At 38.9% G+C, this 23,697-nt stretch carries 15 protein-coding genes and 1 pseudogene; 10 read left to right on the top strand and 6 right to left on the bottom strand.

The genetic code is table 11. The features are described 5' to 3' along the window. Positions 1-60: 60 nt before the first annotated feature. The 3 genes and pseudogenes from IW16_RS24310 to IW16_RS24300 form a co-directional block, all read right to left on the bottom strand. Positions 61-1,239: an acyl-CoA dehydrogenase family protein gene (locus IW16_RS24310; protein ID WP_034750945.1), complete on the bottom strand. Its 1,179-nt coding sequence runs from the start codon at positions 1,237-1,239 to the stop codon at positions 61-63. Positions 1,240-1,368: 129 nt separating this feature from the next. Next, positions 1,369-2,157 carry an NUDIX hydrolase gene (locus IW16_RS24305; protein ID WP_051890709.1) on the bottom strand — a complete coding sequence of 263 codons (789 nt, stop codon included), beginning with the start codon at positions 2,155-2,157 and terminating at the stop codon, positions 1,369-1,371. Positions 2,158-2,369: 212 nt separating this feature from the next. Then, a pseudogene (locus IW16_RS24300) lies at positions 2,370-3,293 on the bottom strand (MFS transporter); the annotation flags it as partial. Between the two features lie 251 nt (positions 3,294-3,544). On the opposite strand from IW16_RS24300, the gene IW16_RS24295 reads away from it, so the two are divergent. From IW16_RS24295 to IW16_RS24275, 5 genes are all read left to right on the top strand, one after another. Next, entirely contained in the window at positions 3,545-6,376 is a 2,832-nt protein-coding gene (locus IW16_RS24295; RefSeq protein ID WP_034750940.1) for a SusC/RagA family TonB-linked outer membrane protein, read from the top strand. Between the two features lie 10 nt (positions 6,377-6,386). Further along, the gene (locus IW16_RS24290; RefSeq protein ID WP_034750937.1) at positions 6,387-7,826 is read left to right on the top strand and encodes a RagB/SusD family nutrient uptake outer membrane protein; all 1,440 of its coding nucleotides are present in this window, start codon (positions 6,387-6,389) and stop codon (positions 7,824-7,826) included. 2 nt (positions 7,827-7,828) lie between these two features. After that, positions 7,829-9,256 (top strand): glycoside hydrolase family 30 protein, encoded by a 1,428-nt coding sequence (locus IW16_RS24285; protein WP_034750934.1) that lies wholly within the window; start codon positions 7,829-7,831, stop codon positions 9,254-9,256. Between the two features lie 9 nt (positions 9,257-9,265). Continuing rightward, positions 9,266-11,488, top strand: a complete 2,223-nt coding sequence (gene bglX, locus IW16_RS24280) for a beta-glucosidase BglX (protein WP_034750930.1) — start codon at positions 9,266-9,268, stop codon at positions 11,486-11,488. A 215-nt stretch (positions 11,489-11,703) separates the two neighbouring features. Beyond that, positions 11,704-13,143 carry a glycoside hydrolase family 30 protein gene (locus IW16_RS24275; RefSeq protein WP_034750927.1) on the top strand — a complete coding sequence of 480 codons (1,440 nt, stop codon included), beginning with the start codon at positions 11,704-11,706 and terminating at the stop codon, positions 13,141-13,143. A gap of 78 nt (positions 13,144-13,221) precedes the next feature. On the opposite strand, the gene IW16_RS24270 is transcribed toward IW16_RS24275, so the two are convergent. Together IW16_RS24270 and IW16_RS24265 are read right to left on the bottom strand one after the other, a co-directional pair. Then, positions 13,222-14,037 carry an enoyl-ACP reductase FabI gene (locus tag IW16_RS24270; RefSeq protein ID WP_034750924.1) on the bottom strand — a complete coding sequence of 272 codons (816 nt, stop codon included), beginning with the start codon at positions 14,035-14,037 and terminating at the stop codon, positions 13,222-13,224. A 120-nt stretch (positions 14,038-14,157) separates the two neighbouring features. After that, positions 14,158-14,457 (bottom strand): hypothetical protein, encoded by a 300-nt coding sequence (locus tag IW16_RS24265; RefSeq protein WP_034750921.1) that lies wholly within the window; start codon positions 14,455-14,457, stop codon positions 14,158-14,160. Positions 14,458-14,605: 148 nt separating this feature from the next. On the opposite strand from IW16_RS24265, the gene IW16_RS24260 reads away from it, so the two are divergent. Continuing rightward, on the top strand, positions 14,606-15,163 hold the full coding sequence (locus IW16_RS24260) for a DNA-3-methyladenine glycosylase I (RefSeq protein ID WP_034750918.1): 558 nt from the start codon (positions 14,606-14,608) through the stop codon (positions 15,161-15,163). 268 nt (positions 15,164-15,431) lie between these two features. Further along, complete coding sequence (locus tag IW16_RS24255) at positions 15,432-16,805, top strand: hypothetical protein (protein ID WP_034750916.1); 1,374 nt, start codon at positions 15,432-15,434, stop codon at positions 16,803-16,805. A 94-nt stretch (positions 16,806-16,899) separates the two neighbouring features. On the opposite strand, the gene IW16_RS24250 is transcribed toward IW16_RS24255, so the two are convergent. Then, entirely contained in the window at positions 16,900-17,781 is an 882-nt protein-coding gene (locus IW16_RS24250) for a LysR family transcriptional regulator (RefSeq protein WP_034750914.1), read from the bottom strand. Positions 17,782-17,940: 159 nt separating this feature from the next. On the opposite strand from IW16_RS24250, the gene IW16_RS24245 reads away from it, so the two are divergent. From IW16_RS24245 to IW16_RS24235, 3 genes are read left to right on the top strand one after another with little or no spacing between them, the layout of a single operon-like run. After that, positions 17,941-19,029, top strand: a complete 1,089-nt coding sequence (locus IW16_RS24245) for an efflux RND transporter periplasmic adaptor subunit (protein ID WP_034751387.1) — start codon at positions 17,941-17,943, stop codon at positions 19,027-19,029. 3 nt (positions 19,030-19,032) lie between these two features. Next, on the top strand, positions 19,033-22,188 hold the full coding sequence (locus IW16_RS24240; RefSeq protein ID WP_034750912.1) for an efflux RND transporter permease subunit: 3,156 nt from the start codon (positions 19,033-19,035) through the stop codon (positions 22,186-22,188). Then, a complete protein-coding gene (locus IW16_RS24235; RefSeq protein ID WP_165572040.1) occupies positions 22,181-23,617 on the top strand; it encodes a TolC family protein in 1,437 nt (478 codons plus the stop codon). Before IW16_RS24240 ends, IW16_RS24235 begins: the two co-directional genes overlap by 8 nt. Positions 23,618-23,697 lie beyond the last annotated feature (80 nt).

Below are 23,697 nucleotides of genomic sequence, written 5' to 3'. Positions count from 1 at the left end.
GAGTAAAATAAGGAGTCCGGCCATTCGGCCGGACTCCTTTATGTATATTTTAGCTTTTGCTTAAAAAGCGTTGATTCCTGTAATATCTAAACCGGTGATCAGTAAATGAACATCATGTGTTCCTTCATAAGTGATCACAGACTCCAGGTTGGCTGCGTGTCTCATCATTGGGAATTCACCCATGATACCCATACCTCCAAGGATCTGTCTTGATTCTCTAGCGATATCGATAGCCATTTTCACGTTGTTACGTTTAGCCATTGAGATTTGTGCAGGACTTGCTTTATGGTCATTTTTAAGATGTCCTAACTGAAGACACAGCAACTGTGCTTTTGTAATCTCAGTTAAGAATTCAGCTAATTTTTTCTGTTGAAGCTGGAAAGAACCGATTGGTTTTCCAAACTGTCTTCTTTCTTTAGAATATTGTACAGCAGTACAGTAACAGTCAATCGCTGCACCGATTACACCCCAGGAAATTCCGTATCTTGCTGAGTTCAGGCAAGATAATGGTCCTTTCAATCCTGTTACACCAGGAAGTAAGTTTTCTTTAGGAACTTTTACATCATTGAATACCAGTTCTCCGGTTTTCGATGCTCTTAAGCTCCATTTATTATGAGTCTCAGGAGTTGTAAATCCTTCCATTCCTCTTTCAACGATCAGTCCCTGTACTTTACCTTCTTCATTCTTTCCCCAAACTACGGCAATGTCGCATACCGGAGAATTGGTGATCCACATTTTGGCACCATTTAAAAGATAATGGTCACCCATATCTTTAAAATAAGTTTCCATAGAACTTGGATCAGAACCGTGGTTAGGCTCAGTCAGTCCAAAAGAACCAATCATTTCTCCTGCAGCAAGCTGTGGAAGGTATTTTTTCTTCTGTTCCTCAGAACCGAATTCATTAATCGGGAACATCACCAGCGAGCTCTGTACCGAAGCAGCAGAACGTACTGCAGAATCACCTCTTTCCAATTCCTGCATAATCAAACCATAAGAAATCTGATCTAACCCTGAACCGCCGTATTCAACAGGAATGTATGGGCCTAAAGCTCCAATTTTCCCTAATTCCTTCATTAAGCCCGGAATATCAGTATGATTTTGCGCGGCCTGATCAATCTGCGGCATTACAAAACTCTCCACCCAATCTCTTACCGATTGACGGATCAGTTTGTGTTCTTCAGTAAGTAAAGCATCAATTCCGTAGTAGTCTGGAATGCTTGTAAGAGGATAATATGACATGATTTTTTGATTTGTTTAAAAGTAAGACTTTTCGTGTGTTTTGAAAAATTTTTTTGAAAATCTTTATTGCGTTTGATTTTCAGAGAGATAAATCCTGGGTTTTTGAGGTTTTACTAAAAACAGCGCTTTTTAGAATTCCTCATCATTAGAGATAGGATACTGATTAGCAGCATTGTGTACCTTGCTTTTGAACTTATACAGATACGGAGCTTTGTTTGCCGATCCGTCATAAAGTTTCTCCAGTCTGTCCAGTATATTTAAACTTAAGATCTTTCGCTGGAAATTATTTCTCCTGAATTTCTGTCCTAAAATTGTTTCATAGAGCGACTGAAGATCTTTCATGGTGAATTTTTCCGGCAGAAGATTGCTGGCAGCCACCTCCGTATTGATATTCATACGCAGATATTCAAGGCCGGTTTCTATGACTCTGTCGTGGTCGAAAGCCATCTTGGGCAGATTATTCACCTCAAACCATTCACAGCTTTCGTTAAAAGCATCCGGAAAAGTGTTGGCAATAGAAAAATCGATAAGGCTGCAATAGCCAACCGTAATGAATCTCTGGAAGATCCAGTGATCTTTTGGAACTTCGATTCCCTTATTATTGAGAAGAATCTGGTGTACATTATTCTCTGTACGGTCGATTCTCCCAAAGGTGTGAAACTGTTTCAGGAAGAGGTCCTGAAGGTGGGTTCTTTCATAAAGCACTCTTGCAGCAGCCTCGCGAAGATCTTCATCATTAAATACAAAACCACCGGGAAGTGACCACAGATCCAGATCGTGGTATTTTAAAAGAAGAACCTTCAAAATATTATTGTGAAAACCAAATATCGTACAGTCGACAGATACATGTGCTACAAAATCTTTTGTATCAATAAGTTCCTGAAGGGTTTCTTTATTTTTTGTGTCTTTGATTTTCATGCCAGTAAAAATAAAATTATTTTCTATAATTTCTTTCCTGCGAGCCTAAAATATATTAAACTCACCGTAAAAAGCACAGAGACAGCCAGTAATATGTACAAAGGATAGTAGTCTAGTAGCTGTTTTCCGAACAGAACAGCCATAATGATAGAACTGACAGAGCTGCCCAGCGAGGAAAAAATCACAATCAGTGAAGTAAAAAGATTGATTTTTTCTTTATCGACTCTTGCAATCATTTTTGAATTGATGACAGGGTAGAGCGGTGAGAGAAAAAGTCCGATCACCGGAAACAGGAATAAAATAATATTGGAATTGACAGAATCAAAATACTGGATTCCCAAAATGATCAGCAGTACAGCAATAATTAAAGAAATACACAAGACATAATATCTTGATAATGAAAATCTCTGGATGATATTGGCTGTTACGGTTCTTCCTGCATAAGAAAAAAGAGCAAGAAAGGATGTTGCCTGTAATGCAAAGAATGAATTGACATTCAGGTGGTTCTTATAAAAGGACGGAAGCCAGGAATTGAAGGCCTGCTCTACGAAGACGATAAAGAAAACCACAGCAAGAAATACCAGAGTTGCCGGAGTGGCAAATACGGAAAGCTCCGATATCAGGCTTTTATTCTCTGTTTTCTTGGCTTCTGTAATATCTAATTTCGAAAACAGGAATATTGTCACGGCACAGAGTATTGATATTGATATAAATCCAAATTTCCAGAACTCCGAATACTGGCTGGAAATCAACCATCCGAAACCGGTATTGACTACAAAAATTCCCACCATAAATGATGCTTCCACACTGTTCATCATTTTGGCAAGAGATTTTTCATCTGAAATATTGTTTCTGATAATTCCGAAAACACAGATTTTACCAACCGCAAAACAGGTTCCGATAATGGCAAACCATACCTTGTAAAACCAAAAATCTTTCACAAAAGGGAGGAGAGAAGAACAAATTCCAACAATAACCAGTGCTGAAATGAGGGCTTTTTTAGTTCCTGTTTTACTGATAAAATTAACGGCAAAAAGTGAAATAAATGCGATTGGAAGATCTTTAAATGATTCAAGAAAACCTAACTTTTCATAGGTGATTTTTTCTTCCGAAAGCTGAAGGATAACGAGACCCATACAGTTGAGCACCATCGAAAAAATAAGAAAGGTCAGTTTTAAAGGAAGGGAGATCCGGGAAAGCTTGGCAGTCATTTTGGGGATTTATTTTATTCGTTTTTTAGGATAATTTTATGAATTATGAAGTGGATATAGGGCTTTGAACTCCCAAAAATAAACGAAAAATTAAAATAATTATGAATACAATGTTAATTAATTAAAAAAAAATATATTTTTATTGTCTCAATTTGAGAATTAAAAACTAACTGTATATGAATCTAAGAATATCAAGAAGCCTTGGGGTGGTTGCTGTGCTGTATTTTACAGCGAATTTCAGTGCACAGACTAAGGTGAAAGATTCCGTATCGAAAGAGAATAAGATTGATGAGATCGTTATGATCGGTTACGGAGGAGTAAAAAAGCAAAATTTAACAAGTGCGGTGTCATCGGTAAAAGCAGATGCTTTTGATGACCGTCCTTTGTATAACGTAGGTCAGGCCCTTCAGGGTCAGTCAGCGGGTGTTAATGTCATTCAGGCTTCAGGAAAGCCCGGAGCCGGCCTTGACGTTAAGATCAGGGGAAACAATTCTATTTCATCATCAGTGAGCCCCCTATACGTGGTTGATGGTATTCAGACCAACGACATCAACGGAATCAATACGGATGATATTCTTGATATGACGATTCTTAAAGATGCTTCTTCCACAGCTATTTATGGGGTAAATGGGTCTTCCGGGGTGGTTATTATTACGACCAAAAGAGGAAAACAGGGAAAACCTCAGCTTAATTTTAATGCCTATTGGGGAATTTCTAAAACCGTCAAAAATATAGATGTCCTGGATTTGGATCAGTACAAATCATTACTGGCAGATATACAGGCAAATGGGGGTTCTGATTATCTTTCTACGGTAAATAATGCCAGATATGCAGGTATTAATACAGATTGGGGAAAAGAAGTTTTTCAGACGGGGTTTGATCAAAACTATAATATAAACTATGCTTTTGGCAACGAAAAGGTAAAAGCATATACAGCATTTGGATATCAGGATATTGCCGGAATCATTAATCCTTCTAAATTTCAGCGTACTTCAGCAAAAATAAATGTTGATGCAGTGATTGCTCCGTGGTTGAAGCTGAACACCTCGATGAATTACTTTTTCACTTCCCTTACCAATACAAATGACAATCTAAGCACAGCTAGAGGTGGGGTAGTTCTGAGTGCTTTTAATACTCCCAGATTTTTACCTGTGTATGGAACAGATGTCAATCTTAACCCTTCAGACCCGATCGTTTATGATCAGGTGACAGGACAAGTCAATGATGGTTATAAACCAGGGCAGTTTGCGCCCAATCCTTATCAGTCATCATGGGAAAATCCTGTGGCTTACCAATCAAGACAGGATAAAACACAAACACAACGGTTTTTAAGTAATTTAGGATTAGATGTAAGGCTTTTAAAAAATCTTGTCTGGAAGCCAACGATCTCATTTGATATGATAGACTCGAAGAATACGAAATTTACCGATGGCTATCAGACGAGCTATGGTCGTTCGAAATTAGGAATAGGTTCACAGGAAAGTTATATGCTTCAGGAGTATAATTTTGAAAATACGCTGACGTATACTTTGAAAAATGCAGTACATGACTTCTCATTATTAGGGGGTGTTCAGATCAATCAGAAGAGTTTGGAAAACCGATATTTTGCAGGTGAAAAATTTGCAGAGGGAACCACAAAATTTGATTATGATCTGGCAGGAACAAAAGGATATGACAATCATAAAGAAATTTTGAGAAATGCTTCCTTTTTCGGCCGTGCATTATATACGTATGAAGGGAAATATACTTTAATGGGAGTTTTCCGTTATAATGGTTTTTCTGGTCTAGCTCCGGAACGAAAATGGGGATTCTTCCCGGGAGTGTCTGCTTCATGGTTAGTATCTAAAGAAGATTTTCTGTCAGACAGTAAAGTCATCAGTGAATTAAAGCTTAGAGGAGGATGGGGACAGACCGGAAATGTTTCAGGGGTACCGGCGTATTCCCATTTTAATATATTTGATCCGTACTTTACCAATGGAGAAGCTGCTTACACTGTTAAGCAATATGACAGCAGTGATCTTACATGGGAAACGACAACAGACACAAATGTTGGAGTAGATTTGGGGCTCCTAAATAACCGTATCAAATTTTCAGCTGATGTTTATCGAAGAAAAACAACGGACTTGATTTTCCCATATACAATGGGAATTTTAACAGGACCTATCTTTAGAAATGCAGGAAGTTTGGAAAATAAGGGTATTGAGTTTTCACTAAATACGGTTAATGTTAAGAATGAAAATTTTACATGGAACAGTTCGTTCAATATTTCATTTGCAAAAAATAAAATTCTCCATTTTGAATCCTATCTTAATTCCGTGGATGCGGCAAATATAGAGAGCGTCGGAGGAAGAGTGACACGCCTTCAGCCTGGACAGCCTCTAGGTACATTTTTCGGTTACAAAGTAGATAGAGTAGATCCGAATACCGGAGATTTATTATATAAAGATTTAAATGGCAACGGATATACTGATGTAGATGACAGAACTACTATAGGAAATCCTAATCCGAAATATACTTTTGGTTTCAGTAATAATTTTACATTAAAAAACTGGTATATGGATGTCCTTATAACGGGATCCATCGGAAACGATGTTTTCAATGCAACAAGATTTGATCTTGAAATGATGAATGATTATAAAAACCAGTCAACAGCAGTACTGAACCGTTGGACAACGGTAGGGCAAATCACAGATGTGCCGAGAGCTAACTCTACATCTGCTCAGGCAATTTCTGATCGATTTGTTGAAGACGGTTCCTACGTAAAGTTAAAAGCAGTGACTTTAGGATATAATTTCAATCAACCTTTTAAAGGAGTAAATAAACTTAACATCTATATAACCGGACAAAATATTTTCACCATTACAGATTACTCGGGGATGGATCCTGAGGTGAACGCCTTCAGTCCAAACAGAAATACACAGGGAGCAGAGAAATCCGTTTTTGGGATAGATTACGGAACCTATCCTCAGGTAAGAACCTTTATTATTGGATTAAAAGCTAACTTCTAAATTATTAACAATGAAAATCAATAAAGCAATATATTATCTATTGGGAGCTTCAGTTCTTGTTACCGCTGTTTCATGTAACGATTTTCTGGATACGGAACCAATAACAGAGCAGGGGATTTCTATTGAAAATCCATTAAAAACAGCTGCAGATGCTGAAAACAGGATGAATACTATTTATTCGGCATTCGGAAATGAATACTGGCAGCTGGATTATGCCATGAATGGCGATGCACAGACGGATAATTCGTATGCCGGGGCAGATAACGTGCAAAGTTTTCAACAGGATGAATACCGGATCATTGCGACCAACTCCAATGTGGAAAGAGACTGGAAATATCTCTATGGTTTCATCAATGACTGTAATATGATCCTTAATTACGTGGATGAAATCAACGATCCTGCATTGACAACAGCCAGAAAAACTGAGATGAAAGCTGAAGCAGCTATTTTCAGATCATTATATTATTTTCATGCCGTTCAGTTATGGGGAGATATTCCTTTGGTGACGAAAGCTGTAATTGGCGTGAATTCCGGTAACTTTGATGAGGTATACAGTCAGGTATATCCAGCCAGAAAACCTGTTCAGGAGGTCTACGATATGATCATTGCCGATCTTGAAGGAGCCATTGCCAATGCACCTTCCGGTAGTGAAAAATACAGAGCCAATAAAAACTTTGCTTACGGATTGCTGGCCAAAGTATATGCGTCAAAACCAAATCCTGACTGGGCAAAAGTAAAACAATATGCGGCCAATATTTCAGGAGTAGGTTTAATGCCCGTGTATGATCAGCTTTTTGACGGACTGCATGAAGGTAATACAGAATCTATTTTTGAAGCCAATGGCAATGCAGGAAGTGTATGGGCTTGGGGATCATCAATGTTTTTAGGAACCGATTGGAAAAAGTTTAATATTCCTTCGAATGATCTTGTTAAAACTTTTACAGATGCTGGTGATACCCAAAGATTCAACAGTTCTGTTAAATTTTCGCCTGTTGCGTGGTCCGATAAATACTGGGCAAGTACCAATTATCCTTTCATGTATAAAATGAGAAAAATGGATGGGACGCAGAATTTCTATATCATGAGGTATGCAGATATTTTATTACTGCAGGCAGAAGCAGCAGCAAGAACCGGTGATTTCACCGGCGCTGCAGGATACATCAATCAGGTGAGGGGAAGAGTAAACATGAATGTCGTAACAGTGACTTCCGAAGCAGATGGAATTGCTAAAGTTTTAGCAGAAAGAAAACTGGAACTGGCTTTCGAAGGACAGCGTTGGTTTGATCTGAAAAGAACAGGAATGGCTGTGAGCATTCTTTCTCAACAGAAAGACGGAAACGGAAATATTCTCCCATATGCCGCAAGTATCAACCAAAACAGGCTGCTTTGGCCTATTCCTCAGGGACAGAGAGATAACAACCAAAACTTAACTCAAAACCAAGGTTATTAAATATGAAGTTTCACAACTTATATAGTTTCTTTTTTAAAGGTACCGCGCTGCTTTGCGGCGTGGTACTTTTTCCTTTATCATGTGCTTCCGCAGGAGCAGGTAAAGAAAGTGATGTTCAATCGTGGCTCACCAAAGGCAATGAAAGTGTAAAATTACAGCAGCAGACTCCGGTCAGGTTTGTGATAAATGGCAATAACTGGCAGAATATTGAAATTGATGATTCACAAAAGTTTCAGTACGTTGACGGTTTTGGCTATACGCTTACTGGAGGAAGCGTAGAAGTGATTAACAGGCTTTCATCTTCAAAGAGAAAAGCTTTACTGAATGAGCTTTTTGGAAAAGATAAAAATGCGATCTCTATCAGTTATCTTAGGCTAAGTATCGGAGCTTCTGATCTTGATGGAAAAGTTTTTTCATATGATGATCTTCCGGAAGGACAGACAGATCCTGCACTTTCAAAATTCAGTCTGGCTAATGACAAAGACCTGATTGCTATGTTGAAAGAGATTCTGGCAATCAATCCCAATATAAAGATTATTGCTGCTCCATGGTCTCCTCCGGTTTGGATGAAAAACAATGGAAAATCAAAAGGAGGAAGTTTAAAGCCGGAATTCTACAAAGTTTATGCTGAATATTTTGCAAAATATATCCTCGGAATGAAGAAAGAAGGAATCATTATTGATGCCGTCACTCCTCAGAACGAACCTCTTCATCCCGGAAACAATCCAAGTCTTTTGATGCCTTCTGATCAGCAGAGAGATTTTATCAAAGGCCACTTAGGTCCTGTTTTTAAAGCTAATCATATAAAAACAAAAATTGTAGTCTACGATCACAACTGTAATAAACCTGAGTATGCCCTTGATATCCTGAAAGATCCTGAAGCCTACCAATATATTGACGGATCAGCATTCCATTTGTATGAGGGAGATATTTCAGCGCTAAGCACCGTACACAACGCATTTCCCGATAAAAATTTGTATTTTACCGAGCAATGGACGGGATCGAAAGGGACTTTTAATGAAGATCTGAACTGGCACGTTAAAAATGTGGTCATCGGTTCAATGAGAAACTGGAGCAGTATTGCTCTGGAATGGAATCTGGCAAATGATACACAGTACAAACCTCATACAGATGGAGGATGTACGGAGTGTAAGGGCGCAATAACGGTTTCCGACAGTGAAAATTTCACCAGAAATGTAGCCTATTACATCATTGCGCACGCATCCAAATTTGTTCCGGCAGGTTCTCAGCGTATTGCTTCCACGCAGACAGAAACCCTTTCTACGGCAGCATTTAGAACTCCGAACGGAAAAACGGTACTGATTATCCAGAACGGAAACAGTGCTGATGAAAGTTTTAACATAAAATATAACGGAAAGACCGCTCCGGTTATCCTTTCAGGAAATTCGGCAGCGACTTATGTTTTTTAATTTAATATCATGAAAAGAGCTTATTTCTTACTGGCCTGCTCCGCACTGGCAATGAATGTGTACGGACAGAAAACTGTTGATCAGAAAGTAGCGGAATTGCTGTCTAAAATGACCCTGGAAGAAAAGGTTGGTCAGATGGTTCAGTACAGCGGATTTGAATATGCTACCGGACCTCAGCAGTCTAATTCTGCAGCAGTTTTGGAAGAAATAAAAAAAGGAAAAGTAGGCTCTATGCTCAATGTTGCAGGCGCAGAAGAAACAAGAGCTTTTCAGAAGCTCGTCCAACAGTCAAGACTGAAAATTCCTTTGCTGTTCGGCCAGGATGTTATTCATGGGTACCGTACAACCTTTCCCGTTAACTTGGGACAGGCGGCAAGCTGGGATTTGGCAATGATCGAAAAGTCAGAAAGAATAGCTGCGACTGAAGCTTCAGCCTATGGGATCCACTGGACCTTTGCCCCTATGGTAGATATTGCCAGAGATCCGAGATGGGGAAGAGTGATGGAAGGTTCGGGAGAGGATACCTATCTGGGAACACAGATTGGACTGGCGAGAATCAAAGGCTTCCAGGGAAGAGGTCTGGGAAGTCTTGATGCTGTGATGGCCTGTGCCAAACATTTTGCGGCCTATGGTGCAGCCGTTGGCGGAAGAGATTATAATTCTGTAGATATGAGTTTGAGGCAATTGCACGAAACTTATATGCCGCCTTTCAAAGCAGCCGCCAATGCAGGAGTAGCTACATTTATGAATTCATTCAACGATATCAACGGAATTCCTGCAACAGCCAATAAATACATCCAAAGAGATCTTTTAAAGGGAAAATGGAATTATAAAGGTTTTGTAGTTTCGGATTGGGGAAGCATCGGCGAAATGATTCCTCACGGATACGCCAAAGATGCCAATGAAGCTGCCGAACGGGCTGTACTGGGTGGAAGTGATATGGATATGGAAAGCCGTGTTTATATGACGGAACTTCCAAAACTGGTGAAAGAAGGAAAAGTAGATGTACATTGGGTAGATGATGCTGCCGGAAGAATTTTAACCAAGAAATTCGAGATGGGACTTTTTGATGATCCTTACAGGTTCAGCAATGAGAAAAGACAGAAGGAGCAGACTGATAATCAGGAACACAGAAAATTTGGAAGAGAATTCGGTTCAAAGAGTATTGTTCTTCTTAAAAATCAGGGAAATATTTTACCTCTTTCAAAAGGGACTAAAACCATTGCTCTCATCGGACCCTTTGGAAAAGAAACCGTAGCTAATCACGGTTTCTGGTCGATTGCATTTAAAGATGACAACCAAAGAATCGTTTCGCAGTTTGACGGAATAAAAAACCAACTGGGCAAAAACTCAACCTTACTGTATGCTAAAGGCTGCAACGCAGATGATCAGGACAAATCCATGTTTGCAGAAGCTGTAGAAACAGCAAAGAAAGCTGATGTTGTGATTATGACATTAGGGGAAGGACATGCGATGAGTGGTGAAGCGAAAAGCAGAAGCAATATTGGTTTCTCCGGTGTTCAGGAAGACCTGCTTAAGGAAATCGCAAAAACAGGGAAACCTATCGTTTTAATGATCAATGCAGGAAGACCTCTGATCTTCAATTGGGCAGCAGATAATATTCCAGCAATAACGTATAATTGGTGGCTTGGAACAGAAGCAGGAAACTCTGTGGCTGATGTACTGTTTGGAACAGTAAATCCAGGCGGGAAACTTCCGATGAGCTTTCCAAGAACGGAAGGGCAGATTCCTGTTTATTATAATCATTACAATACCGGAAGACCTGCAAAAAATAATACAGACAGAAATTATGTTTCTGCTTATATCGATCTTGATAATGATCCGAAATTTCCATTTGGATATGGTCTGAGCTATACAGATTTTAAATATTCTGATATGGTGTTAAGTTCAGCAAGTCTTAAAGGAAATCAGACCCTGAATATCAGTGCTACTGTTTCCAATACCGGAAAATATGATGGTGAAGAAGTGGTGCAGCTATATATAAGAGATCTTTTCGGAAAAGTGGTAAGACCGGTAAAAGAATTAAAAGGTTTCCAAAAGATATTCATCAAAAAAGGAGAAAGCAAAAAAGTAGACTTTCAGCTCACTCCTGAAGATCTCAAATTTTTCGATGATGAACTGAATTTCGACTGGGAAAGCGGCGAATTTGATATTATGGTAGGAACCAACTCTCAAAATGTTCAGACCAAGAGAATCACCTGGACTAAATAGAATGTTGAATAAGACCAGGCTTTACCGCTTTACAAAAAGAATCATGCGGTATTCAATATTCCGGATATAAGCCATTCAAAGAATAAGTGCGTATTGAAACGAAAAAGATTCAATAGAATCGGGCATTAGCCCGCTTAATAAAAATAATAACGGCTTTAGCCAGTAAATAATGAAGGGAGGGCAATTGAGTCCAAAAAAACAGAAAGAAAAGGATTATGAAAAAACTAATTGTAAGCTGTTTGGCAGTGGGAGCATTTGTAAATACCAATGCACAGAACTACTGGAAGAAGAATGCAGGGAAAACAGCGAAAGTAATTTTAACCAGTTCCAAGACCAATGAAAAAATGGCGGATAAAGGAACGGTTAAATTTGAGAAATTCGGACAGCCGAAAGAAACAGATGCCTGTATCTTTGTGGATCCTGATTTCAAATATCAGAAACTGATCGGAATAGGAGGTGCCATTACGGATGCATCTGCCGAAACCTTTTATAAAATGCCGAAGAATAAGCAGAAAGAAATTATGGAGGCTTACTTTGGGAAAAATGGGCTTGGATATACAGTGGTACGTACCAATATGAACTCTTGTGATTTTTCCAGCGATTCTTATACCTATGTGGAAGATAATGATACTGCTTTAAAGACATTCAATATTGCTCATGATGAAAAGTATAAGATTCCGATGATCAAAGAAGCTCAGAAAGCAATCGGAAAAGATTTCACATTTTATTTTTCACCATGGAGTCCACCCGCATGGATGAAATCAAATAAAAGTCTGTTTAAGGGAGGAAGGCTCGAAAATCAGTATTACCAGACCTGGGCAGATTATTATATTAAATTCATTAAAGAATACGAAAAAAGAGGAATTAATATCTGGGGACTTACCGTGCAGAATGAGCCGATGGCAACGCAGACCTGGGAGTCATGTATTTATTCTGCTGAAGAGGAGGGGGAATTTCTTAAAAATAATTTAGGTCCGACACTTTGGAAAAACGGTTACAAAGACAAAAAGGTAATGATCTGGGATCATAACAGAGATTTGATTTATCAAAGAGCCACGACGACATTAAGCGATCCTGAGACTTCAAAATATGCTCATGGAATCGGATATCACTGGTATGAAACCTGGAATAATAAAACCCAGCTTTTCGACAATTTAGCAGAAACCCAGAGAGCTTTTCCGGATAAATTTCTGGCTTTTACAGAAGGTTGTAAGGAACAGTTCAAGATGTCCGGAATTTATGACGTCAGTTTAGGTGAACTGTACGGAAGAAATATGATTAACGATTTCAATAAAGGAACCGCTTTATGGACAGACTGGAATGTCCTGCTGGATGAAACGGGAGGTCCAAACCATGTAGGGAATTTTTGTTTTGCGCCAATCATTGCCGATACCAAAACGGGAGAAGTGCATTACACCTATGAGTATTACTATGTAGGGCATGTTTCAAAATATATTAAGCCAAACGCTCAGAGAATCGGAAGTTCTTCAAACAGAGCAGCTCTTACATCTACTACTTTCATGAATGAAAACGGACAGTTGGTCACTGTGATCATGAATGATTCTGAAAACGATATTGAAACGAATTTATGGATTGAAGGAATGTCTGCCAAGCTATCGGCACCAGCACATTCTATACAAACCGTGATTTTATAGCTTCATATTGATTATTTTTTATAGAACGGGCGGCCTCGAAGAGGCCGCCCGTTTATTTTCCTGATATAATTAATCTAATTATTTGCTTTCAGCGTCATATTTGTCTACAACTTTCTGAGAAACCCCTGTATTGCTGAAACCTCCGTCGTGGAAAAGATTCTGCATTGTTACTTTTTGGGTAAGATCAGAGAACATACTTACACAGTAGTTGGCACAGTCAAGAGCAGTAGCATTTCCTAGCGGAGACATGTCGTCTGCATAGCCTAAGAAACCTCCGAAACCTTTTACTCCACTTCCTGCTGTAGTAGGAGTAGGAGATTGTGAAATCGTATTTACACGTACTTTTCTTGCTCCCCAATAATTTCCGAATGATCTTGTGATGCTTTCAAGATATGCTTTGTTATCTGCCATATCATTATAATCCGGGAATGTTCTCTGTGCAGCAATATAAGTAAGCGCAAGGATGCTTCCCCACTCATTCATACAGTCTTTTTCCCAGGCAACACGCATTACTTTATGGAAAGAAACAGCGGAAATATCCCAGCCTTTTTCTAACCAGTCATAGTTCATTTCAGTATAGTGCTTTCCTTTTCTAACATTTACGGACATGCCTATAGAGTGAAGTATAAAATCTATTTTACCGTATTTGGCAATAGCAGCATCAAAAAGTTTTTCAAGATCTTCCACAGAAGTAGCATCTGCACCTATCACTTCAGAACCTGTTTTTTCTGCTAAACCATTAAGTTCTCCCATTCTCAAAGCTATAGGAGCATTTGATAAGATAAATTCAGCACCTTCTTCATGACATCTTTCTGCAACTTTCCACGCGATAGATTGCTCATTAAGGGCTCCAAAAATAATTCCCTTTTTGCCTTTAAGTAGACCGTATGACATAATTTTCTAATGTTTATTTAAATACAAATGTAGCAATAATTTGTGTTTGGGACATAATAAAAATGGAGCCTTATTGAATTAAGGCTCCATTTTTTTGAAAATATTTATATGACTGAAATTTTAATTGGTTTTCTTATTCCATTCCGCTTTTACATCTTCTGCTGCATCTTTCGTTTTTTCCCAAGCGTCATTGGCTTTATCTTTAATATCTTCCCACGCATCAGAAGCATTGTTTTTTACTTTGTCAAACCAATCTTCCTGGCTTGCCTCCTGATCATTACTTCTTTTTTCATTGATATAATCTTTAGCTTTATCTGCAAGATCTTCAATTTTCCATTTTGCATTATCAGCTGCATTCTTTAAAGAATTCTCTGTGTTGTTTACTGCATCTTCCGCTTTGTTGTATTCTGAATTGTTCATAATGTGTAATATTTTATTGTTGTGTACCAGTAATTAAACAATAACCATTCCTAAAATCCCGAGTTCCTGTTAAAATTTTCTTAATCTTTTGTTATACTTTTCTAAATGAGTACTACCTTTAAATGAATCGAACCAAAACATTAATGCTATGGAAAAAATACGCTGCGGCTGGTGTGAAAAAGATGACCTCTACAGAAAGTACCACGATGAAGAGTGGGGAAGACCTGTCTATGATGATATAACTATTTTTGAATTTCTGGTTCTTGAAAGCTTTCAGGCTGGATTAAGCTGGTATACAATTCTTTCTAAAAGGGAAAACTTCAGAAAGGCCTTTGATCATTTTGATTATAAAAAAATAGCATTGTATAATGACGAAAAAGTTGAAAAACTCATGCAGAACTCAGGAATTATAAGAAATCGACTTAAGATAAAGGCTGCCGTTACCAATGCACAGAAGTTGATGGAAGTCCAGAAGGAGTTTGGAAGCTTTTCGGCCTATATATGGGGTTTTGTAGGAGAAAAACCAATAGATCATGTACCCAAGAGTTTAGCTGACATTCCTGCCGTAACAGATATTTCAGATATTTTGTCCAAAGATCTTAAAAAAAGAGGATTCAAGTTTATGGGATCAAAAGTAGTTTATGCTCATATGCAGGCGACCGGAATGGTCAATGACCATATAGAAAGCTGTTTCATCAGGTGGTGATAAATTTTGTTTTATTCAATTTTAAGTGATGTTTTTTGATAATACTGTAATCGTAATCTTTAGTGTTTAATTATTAAATAGAGTTTAAAGCCTGTAGGGATGGGTTTAATATTGGCTTAATATTGGAAAATGTTTCAATAATTAGTGATTAAATAGCTGTTTACTCACTATTAAGTGTATTTATTTGTTGATTTAATAAAAAATATGGTGTTTTATTAAAAATTTGTATATTTGCAACCTCGAAAAATAAACTATTAGCAAAAAGGTGATGCAAAATAAATTAACACTTCAACTGGTCCTTCTTTTTTTACTATTCAATCATTTTATTCACGCACAGGTGGGGATTGGAACTCCTAATCCGGATCCTTCGGCGATGTTGCAGGTGAATTCAAAAAACAAAGGAATGCTTCTTCCCAGTGTATCTTTAGCATCATCTATTGATAAAATAACCATTGAAAATCCCGCAGAAGGACTGATCGTTTGGAATAATGGATTGGGATCTGTGATGGAGCCAGGCTTTTACTATTGGAGTAAGTCGAAATGGAATATGCTTTCTACCAATTCAGGAAACGGCAATGGAACAACAGGAGGAGTATCACCATTGGCGGTATGGAATAATTCAGCGACGAACAGCGGGAACTCAGGTGGTGTTAATACCAACCTTTCTTTAGGAACCAATACCTCTGATGACCTTGTGTTTAAAGTAAACTCTGTAGCGGTAGGAAGATTGGGTGTTAATAATTCGATCAGTTTCGGAACCGCAGCCAATGCAGCACAGAATGGTATTGCTCTTGGGAATTCCAGCAGTGCCTATCAGGGAATCGCTATCGGAACCAATACTTCTGTTACGGCCAATGAATCTGTGGCCCTCGGTGCTAACACAAAAATTTCGGGATATCAGTCAACGGCAGTAGGATTTAATGCCAAAGTAACGGTAAATGAGGCCACGGCAGTAGGGAATAACGCTGAAGCTTCAGGCTTTCAGTCTTTAGCGGTAGGTTTCAATGCCAAAACAACAACGAATGACGCAACAGCGTTAGGGAAAAACTCCACAGCATCAGGCTTTCAGTCAGTGGCAGCAGGATATAATGCAAAAACGACGTCTAACAGTGAGACTGCATTGGGATATAACACAGTGACCAATAATCAGAATTCTACAGCTGTAGGATCAGGAGCCAATGCTTTGGGACAATTTTCAACAGCGATAGGTTATGGAGCGGCAACTTCACAATCCAATGCCATTGTTATCGGCAATAATAATGCTAATGTAGGTATTGGTACTGGAACACCTAATGTTGCAGCAAAGATGGATGTCAATGGACAGTACAAATTGGGTGAAAAGGGAAGTGTACAGAAAAATCAAATCAGCTTTGAAGCCTGGCCTTCTGTTTCTGTGAATAATTTAGCTCCCGGAAAATCTGTAACTATGGAGATTCCTATTGTTGCCAATCTGCAGCCTGGTTCGACAAGAGCCACTATCGTGGTTTCTCCTGCGGGTGATTTTGCCGGTAATAGCTCTTTTTCAATTTCAAACCCAAGAATGACATCTACTTCAAGCATTACGATCAACCTTACCAATATATCAGGAAATGCAGAAAGCCTTTATTCTACCCATTTTTATGTGATGATTAATGAGTTTTAGGATTAGAGTTATAGAATCTCTTGTGTAATTACAGCGATATTTCTCATATGATGGCAGGTAGTTGTAAGTGACAGTTTCATTTTTGCTAATATGTTCACCTGACAATCTGCTGTATCATTTCAATCTGCTCAGTGGTCACTACATTTTTATGATAAGCCAGATAGAGTTTACCTGAATTTCTTTTGAGGTTTTTACAGATTTGTTTTATTTTATTTTCACGGAGGTATTCCCTGGCAATATAGTCCGGAACAATAGCCAGACCATTGCCCTCTGAAAGTGTATTAATTAACGCATGAAAATCCGGAATGATCAAATTAGGCTTGATATTCGGCCGTTTTTTAAAATTTTCCTGCCAGAAGTTTTTGATCAGGATCAAATCGCTGCTGTAGGCATACCAGTTTTGCCGGAGTAGCCAGTGTTCCATATCATGTTCTGCCGACGATGGTATCATATCCAGAGCGCTGGTGTCCACCGTTGAGCTGGCAACCAGAATCTCCTCAGTGGACAGAATTTCTTCATAACAGATATTTTTTTCATGTCCGCAGTAATCGCTGATCAGAAAATTGAGGTTACCCTGTATCAGATTATCTTTCAAAACAGGAGGGTCATCAAATTCAAAAACCAGATTGGCAGGTGCCGACGATGCTTTAGATGCGATCCTTATATTGTAGTAATCGGTAGATACTCCTATACACGTGAGAGGGATATCCGAATCCCGGGTGTAACGAAATTCAGATTCAAGACGTTCCAATCCTTCAAGCGGGCTGATAAGTTGCGCATAAAACAGTTTTCCATAATCAGTAGGGACCATACGTCTTGGCTTTCTTTCAAAGAGTTTTTTACCAATATGAGCTTCTAAAAATGACAGATGCTGGCTGACATTAGGCTGGGATATCAAAAGTATTTTGGAGGCCTGTGTAAGCGTACCTGTTTCATATATCGCTTTAAATGTTCTGTACCATTCAAGATTTACCATGATTCAAATGTATAAATTTATTTATATATAAGTATAATTTAACCTATTTATTTTATAGATAAAGGTGTGCTAATTTTGCCCTGTTAAAAAAGTAAAACAGTTATAATGGGTATAATTAAACATTTTTATTGCAGTACAAATAAAAATTATTTTGGAGTTATGCTGACACTTTCGTTTTTAGTGTCTGCCTGTACTCAAAAAGAAAAAAAAGGTAAAGAAGAACGGATTTCGATTCCTACGGTGCAGATTAAGAAAGAAAACTATCAGACTGAAGAACATTTCCCCGGAGTGGTTTCGGGGATTAATAATGTGGAGATCCGCCCACAGGTTTCAGGATATCTCGACCGTATTTTGGTAGATGAAGGGGCTTACGTAAAGAAAGGGCAACTACTTTTTGTCATTCAGGAAAAAACCTATCAGGAGACTTTTCAGTCTGCTTTTGCCTCGAAAGAAATGGCGCAGTCTGCTTTGAAAAAGGCGCAGATAGAGTACAACCGTATTTCACGGCTTGAACAGGCTAATGTTCTTTCTGAAGTTCAGTTAAAAACAGTAAAGGAGGAACTTGACTATGCTAAGGCAGCGGTGAGAAAAGCAGAGGCTAATGAAAAACTGGCGTCCGTTAACAGAGGCTTTACCAGAATAACAGCCCCGGTAAGCGGCTATATCGGACGGCTGCCTTATAAAACAGGAGCTTTAGTGGGAGGTGCTGAAACTGAACCACTCACCATCTTGTCAGATATTTCAGACGTTCATGTCTATTTCTCGATGAGTGAAGCCGATTTTCTGCTTTTCAAAAAGCGCTACAACGGGGTAAGCATCGAAGATAAAATAAAAGAAATACCACCTGTTACACTTCAGCTTCCTGACCGGTCTCTATTTCCCGAATCGGGAAAAATAGATTTGATATTGGGACAGTTTGATCAGCAAACAGCTTCTGTTTCGTTCAGGGCAACATTCAAAAATCCGGGCAGTCTTCTTCGTTCCGGTAATACAGGCCGTGTGATTATTCCCAAAAATTATGAGAGCATCATTAAGGTGCCGCAATCAGCTACTTTCAGGATTCAGGATAAAACGATGCTCTATGTGGTAGACAAAGATCAGACTGTACATTTAACTCCCCTACAGATTGTAGATAAGGATACCCACAATTATTTGATTTCCGGAGGGCTGAAAGTAGGTGACCGGATTGTTTCAAAAGGGGCAGACCGATTGAAAGAAGGACAGCGTATTAATCCAGTAAACGAATAAACAATGCTAAAAAATATAATAAAAAGACCGGTCACAGCAACTGTGATTGCATTTCTTATGGTGATTCTTGGAGTCTTAGCCATGGTAAGACTTCCGATGGAAACCTTCCCGGAGATTGCTCCGCCCTCTGTAGTAGTAAGCGCAAGATATCCCGGCGCAAACTCAGAAACGGTAGCACGTTCTGTGGCTACACCACTGGAGCAGGCGATCAACGGAGTGGAGAATATGATGTATATGACCTCATCTTCATCCAATGACGGAAATTTAAATATCACTGTTTTTTTTAAACTGGGTACAGATCCCGATGAAGCTGCAGTGAATGTACAGAACAGGGTAGCTCAGGTAACCAGCCAACTGCCCAAAGAGGTGATCAATAATGGTATCAGTACTGCTAAACAGAATAACAGTATGATCATGATCATTGACTTTGAGAGTACAAACCCCAAGTATGATGCGACGTTTCTGAACAACTATGATCTCATCAATATCGTACCATACATCCAAAGAATACCGGGTGTAGGGAAGGCTCAGGTTTTCGGAAGCAAAGATCATGCGATGCGGATCTGGCTGGATCCGGGGAAAATGGCAAATGCTAATGTAGATGCCAAAGAAGTGCTTGCTGCTATTGATAATCAGAATATAGAAGCTGCTCCCGGTAAATTTGGGGAAGGAAGTGATCTCTCTTTTGAATACAGTATCAAATATGAAGGGAAATTCAATGATGTGGAACAGTACAAGAATATTGTTGTCCGTGCCAGCAGTGACGGAACGGTATTGCGTTTGGGTGATGTTGCTAAAGTGGAATTGGGCTCTCTGGACCACGCTTATGCAACTGCACAAACCCTGAGTGGAAACCCGGGTACGGGAGTGGCTATTTTTCAGACACCCGGATCAAATGCCAATGAAATTCAGAAAGAGATTCTAAAATTCATGGAAAAGGCAGAAAAAGATTTTCCCGACGGTATCAAATACTACATTGCTTACAGTACCAAAAAATTCCTTGATGCCTCAATCAGTCAGGTGCAGAGTACCTTGATTGAAGCATTTATACTAGTGTTTCTCGTCGTTTTTCTTTTTCTGCAGGATTTTCGGTCAACTTTGATTCCTGCTATTGCCGTTCCGGTTTCTATTATCGGCACATTTTTCTTTATGAACATTTTTGGTTTTACGATTAATCTGCTTACCCTGTTTGCCATGGTTCTGGCGATCGGTATTGTTGTGGATGATGCAATTGTGGTAGTAGAAGCTGTTCATAGTAAACTGCATGGCAAAAATCAAAATGCTAAAACGGCAACAATTTCCGCTATGGGAGAAATTACAGGCCCTATCTTATCCATCACCCTGATTATGGCTGCGGTTTTTTTGCCTATAGGCCTTATAGAAGGACCGGTGGGAGTATTTTATAAACAGTTTGCCTTTACTTTAGCGATCGCCATTGCCCTGTCAGCAGTTAATGCTTTAACACTCAGTCCTGCACTTTGTGCTCTTCTTTTAAAAGAACATTATCATAATCCTGATGACAAGAAAAAAGGGCTTCAGAAGTTTTTTTATCTGTTTAATGTAGGTTTTGATGCTGCGACTAAGAAATATAAGAAAATCGTTTACTTCCTGATTAAAAGAAAATGGTTTGCTATTGGCGGTTTGGCTGTTGTGACCATAGCTGCAGTTTTTCTGGCAAAGAATACTCCTAAAGCTTTTATTCCCACAGAAGATCAAAGTTTGGTGATGACGGCATTCAGTCTTACCCCCGGAACTTCATTGGAGCGGACAAAGGAAGTAACGTCTCAGCTTAGCGGAAAGCTCGCAAAAATAGATGGAATGTACTATAATGCGATGGTGAATGGTAATAACCTTTTGGCAGGAACCGCTTCTCCATCTTATGCAGCTTCCTATTCAATATTGAAACAGCCTAAAGACAGGAAAGTCAATCATGATATCAATGTCATTATGGATTCAATTCGCTATCATTTTGACCAGCTGCCGGAAGGGAAATCTCTGACATTTTCTATGCCGACGGTGCCAGGTTTCGGAAATGTAGATGCACTGGATGTAGTCCTTAAAGATAATACCGGAGGTGACATACAGAAATTTGCAACGATAACCGATGATTTTTTAAAAACACTCGGACAACGGAAAGAAATTGCTTCGGCCTTCACTTCCTACAATGCAAAATTTCCACAATACATGCTTGATGTGGATGCGGTAAAAGCAAAACAGCTGGGAGTTGAAGTAAAAGATGTTATGGAAACGATGCAGGCTTATTTCGGTGGGACATTCACCTCGGATTTTAATCGATTTGGTAAATATTACCGGGTAGTGGTTCAGGCGGAATCATCTTTCCGTCAGGATGAGAAATCACTGAAGGAAGTCTATACCAAAAACAAATCCGGGCAGATGGTCCCATTACAGTCTATCATTAGTCTGCGACAGGTTTTCGGACCGGAACAGGTTACTCATTTGAATCAGGCAACCTCCATTAATCTGAATGTTCAGGCTGCAAAAGGGTATTCTTCAGGTGATGCAATGACCGCCATTAATGAAGTGGCACAAAAACTTCCGTCGGGATTCACCCATGAATATATAGGTATGGCTAAAGAAGAAAGTGAATCAGGCAATCAGACTGCTGTCGTGTTTATTCTGTGTATCGTTTTTGTTTATTTTCTTTTGGCGGCACAGTACGAAAGTTATATTCTTCCATTTTCAGTTATTCTCTCGCTTCCTCCTGGTATTTTAGGTGTGTTTGGTTTTATTAATATGATGCAGGTAAGCAATAATATCTATGTTCAGATTGGCATGATCATGCTGATTGGTCTGCTTGCGAAAAATGCGATTCTTATTGTGGAGTTTGCTCTTCAGAGGAGACATTCAGGATGTTCATTAGTAGAAGCTGCAATGCAGGGGGCGGCATCAAGACTGCGTCCGATACTGATGACTTCTTTTGCTTTTATTGCAGGTCTTCTTCCCCTGTTATTTTCAGGTGGAGCAACAAAACAGGGGAATCTTTCGATTGCATCCAGTACGATAGGAGGAATGTTTATAGGAGTAATGTTAGGAATCTTTATTATCCCTGTGTTGTTTGTGATGTTCCAGTTCATCCATGAAAAACTGTTCGGAATAAAGCATAATGAAAAACTTCAAACTCAAATTGATCATGAATAAAGCAGCTTATATTTATATTATTCTTCTCATTTCTGTTTCCCTTTTGGTGACTTCCTGTGCCGTAACAAAGGAAGATTACAGGAAAAGACTTGAGATCGAGAAAAGTTATAACCATACACTTCTGGAAAATTCTGTCAGTAAGGAAAAAACAGCGGCCCCAAAAGCCTGGGAAGATTTTTTTACAGATGACTCGCTCCGTTATGTAATAAAGGAAGTATTGACGAATAATCTGGATTTGAATATGGCCCGGCAATCTCTTACTATTTACAAAGAATATCAGAAAGCGGCTAATTTTGCAGGGCTTCCCAATGTCAATATATTGGTAGGTGGTAAACTGGATTATTTTTCAGATAACGGTCTCTATGGAAAAAGCGGAACCCAAATGCAAGCCGTGCTGAATTCTAAAAAAATAGAAGATTATGCAGCGACAGTAAACGTGGGATGGGAAGTTGATCTGTATGGGAAGACAAGAAATAAAAAACAGATCGCTATGTACAACCGGTTAAAATCTGAAATGCAGCTGAAAGGTCTGCAAATTCAGCTGGTGGCTTCAGCGGCGCAGACCTACAGTTATATTCAGATGTTGAATAACCAATTGCTTATTACCAGAAAGAATCTTCAGCTCAGTGAAAATGTCGTTCGTATGATGAATGCCCAGTATGTGAATGGTAATATAAGCAAACTGGCTGTACAGCAATCAGAGAGGCAGTATTATTTTGTGGCAGCACAGATTCCCGATTTGGTAAGTGCGGTTCAGATTCATGAAAACTATCTAAACCGTTTAATGGGAAAAAATCCGAAACCATTGGAGTTTGTTTCTGCAAAAGAAATCATCAACCGCCAATCTGTTGTGTTGGGAGTTCCTGCAGATTTGCTTTCCCGAAGACCGGATCTGAAAGAGAAGGAGTATGAAGTGGAGGTTGCCTACGCCGAACTTGGAATTGCCAGGACCAATCTTTATCCTTCATTTAATATTACAGCCAATCAGGGGTTAAATAGTATGAGGGTTAGCGACTGGTTTAATCCCACTTCATTTTTATCGCAGTTTATAGGACAGCTTGCTCAGCCTTTATTTAATCAGCGCCGAAATAAAACGGATATTAAGGTGAAGAAAATTGTTGTGGAACAAAAAATATCTGATTTTAAAAACACCTATTTGCTGGCAGTTAATGAAGTTTCTGACGCATTGGTCAAAATAGAAAAGATCAAAGAAAAGCAAAAAGTGTTGGATGATGAAAACAAGGTCCTTCAACATGCATTAAAGAATGCTCACATTTTGTTTGCCAATGGATCTGCCTTATATTTTGAAGTTTTAACTGTCCAGCAAAACCTTCTGCAAAACGAATTGCAGACAGCAGAATCTCAGGGTGACCTCAATACATCATTTATTCAGCTTTATAAAGCATTGGGAGAACAGAATCAACAATAGAAAAATCTGATCAATAGCCAGATTCAGATAAAATATAAAAACCGGAGCCATATTATAGCTCCGGTTTTTTAGTTTAGGTA

Source organism: Chryseobacterium vrystaatense (genome assembly GCF_000737765.1).
GTDB lineage: Bacteria > Bacteroidota > Bacteroidia > Flavobacteriales > Weeksellaceae > Chryseobacterium > Chryseobacterium vrystaatense.
This window is presented reverse-complemented; position numbering and strand designations above follow the sequence as displayed.

Bases quoted from the DNA above. Each gene is read 5' to 3' on its own strand.
- IW16_RS24310 (WP_034750945.1), bottom strand. From the start codon at position 1,239: ATGTCATATTATCCTCTTACAAGCATTCCAGACTACTACGGAATTGAT.
- IW16_RS24305 (WP_051890709.1), bottom strand. From the start codon at position 2,157: ATGAAAATCAAAGACACAAAAAATAAAGAAACCCTTCAGGAACTTATT.
- IW16_RS24295 (WP_034750940.1), top strand. From the start codon at position 3,545: ATGAATCTAAGAATATCAAGAAGCCTTGGGGTGGTTGCTGTGCTGTAT.
- IW16_RS24290 (WP_034750937.1), top strand. From the start codon at position 6,387: ATGAAAATCAATAAAGCAATATATTATCTATTGGGAGCTTCAGTTCTT.
- IW16_RS24285 (WP_034750934.1), top strand. From the start codon at position 7,829: ATGAAGTTTCACAACTTATATAGTTTCTTTTTTAAAGGTACCGCGCTG.
- bglX (WP_034750930.1), top strand. From the start codon at position 9,266: ATGAAAAGAGCTTATTTCTTACTGGCCTGCTCCGCACTGGCAATGAAT.
- IW16_RS24275 (WP_034750927.1), top strand. From the start codon at position 11,704: ATGAAAAAACTAATTGTAAGCTGTTTGGCAGTGGGAGCATTTGTAAAT.
- IW16_RS24270 (WP_034750924.1), bottom strand. From the start codon at position 14,037: ATGTCATACGGTCTACTTAAAGGCAAAAAGGGAATTATTTTTGGAGCC.
- IW16_RS24265 (WP_034750921.1), bottom strand. From the start codon at position 14,457: ATGAACAATTCAGAATACAACAAAGCGGAAGATGCAGTAAACAACACA.
- IW16_RS24260 (WP_034750918.1), top strand. From the start codon at position 14,606: ATGGAAAAAATACGCTGCGGCTGGTGTGAAAAAGATGACCTCTACAGA.
- IW16_RS24255 (WP_034750916.1), top strand. From the start codon at position 15,432: ATGCAAAATAAATTAACACTTCAACTGGTCCTTCTTTTTTTACTATTC.
- IW16_RS24250 (WP_034750914.1), bottom strand. From the start codon at position 17,781: ATGGTAAATCTTGAATGGTACAGAACATTTAAAGCGATATATGAAACA.
- IW16_RS24245 (WP_034751387.1), top strand. From the start codon at position 17,941: ATGCTGACACTTTCGTTTTTAGTGTCTGCCTGTACTCAAAAAGAAAAA.
- IW16_RS24240 (WP_034750912.1), top strand. From the start codon at position 19,033: ATGCTAAAAAATATAATAAAAAGACCGGTCACAGCAACTGTGATTGCA.
- IW16_RS24235 (WP_165572040.1), top strand. From the start codon at position 22,181: ATGAATAAAGCAGCTTATATTTATATTATTCTTCTCATTTCTGTTTCC.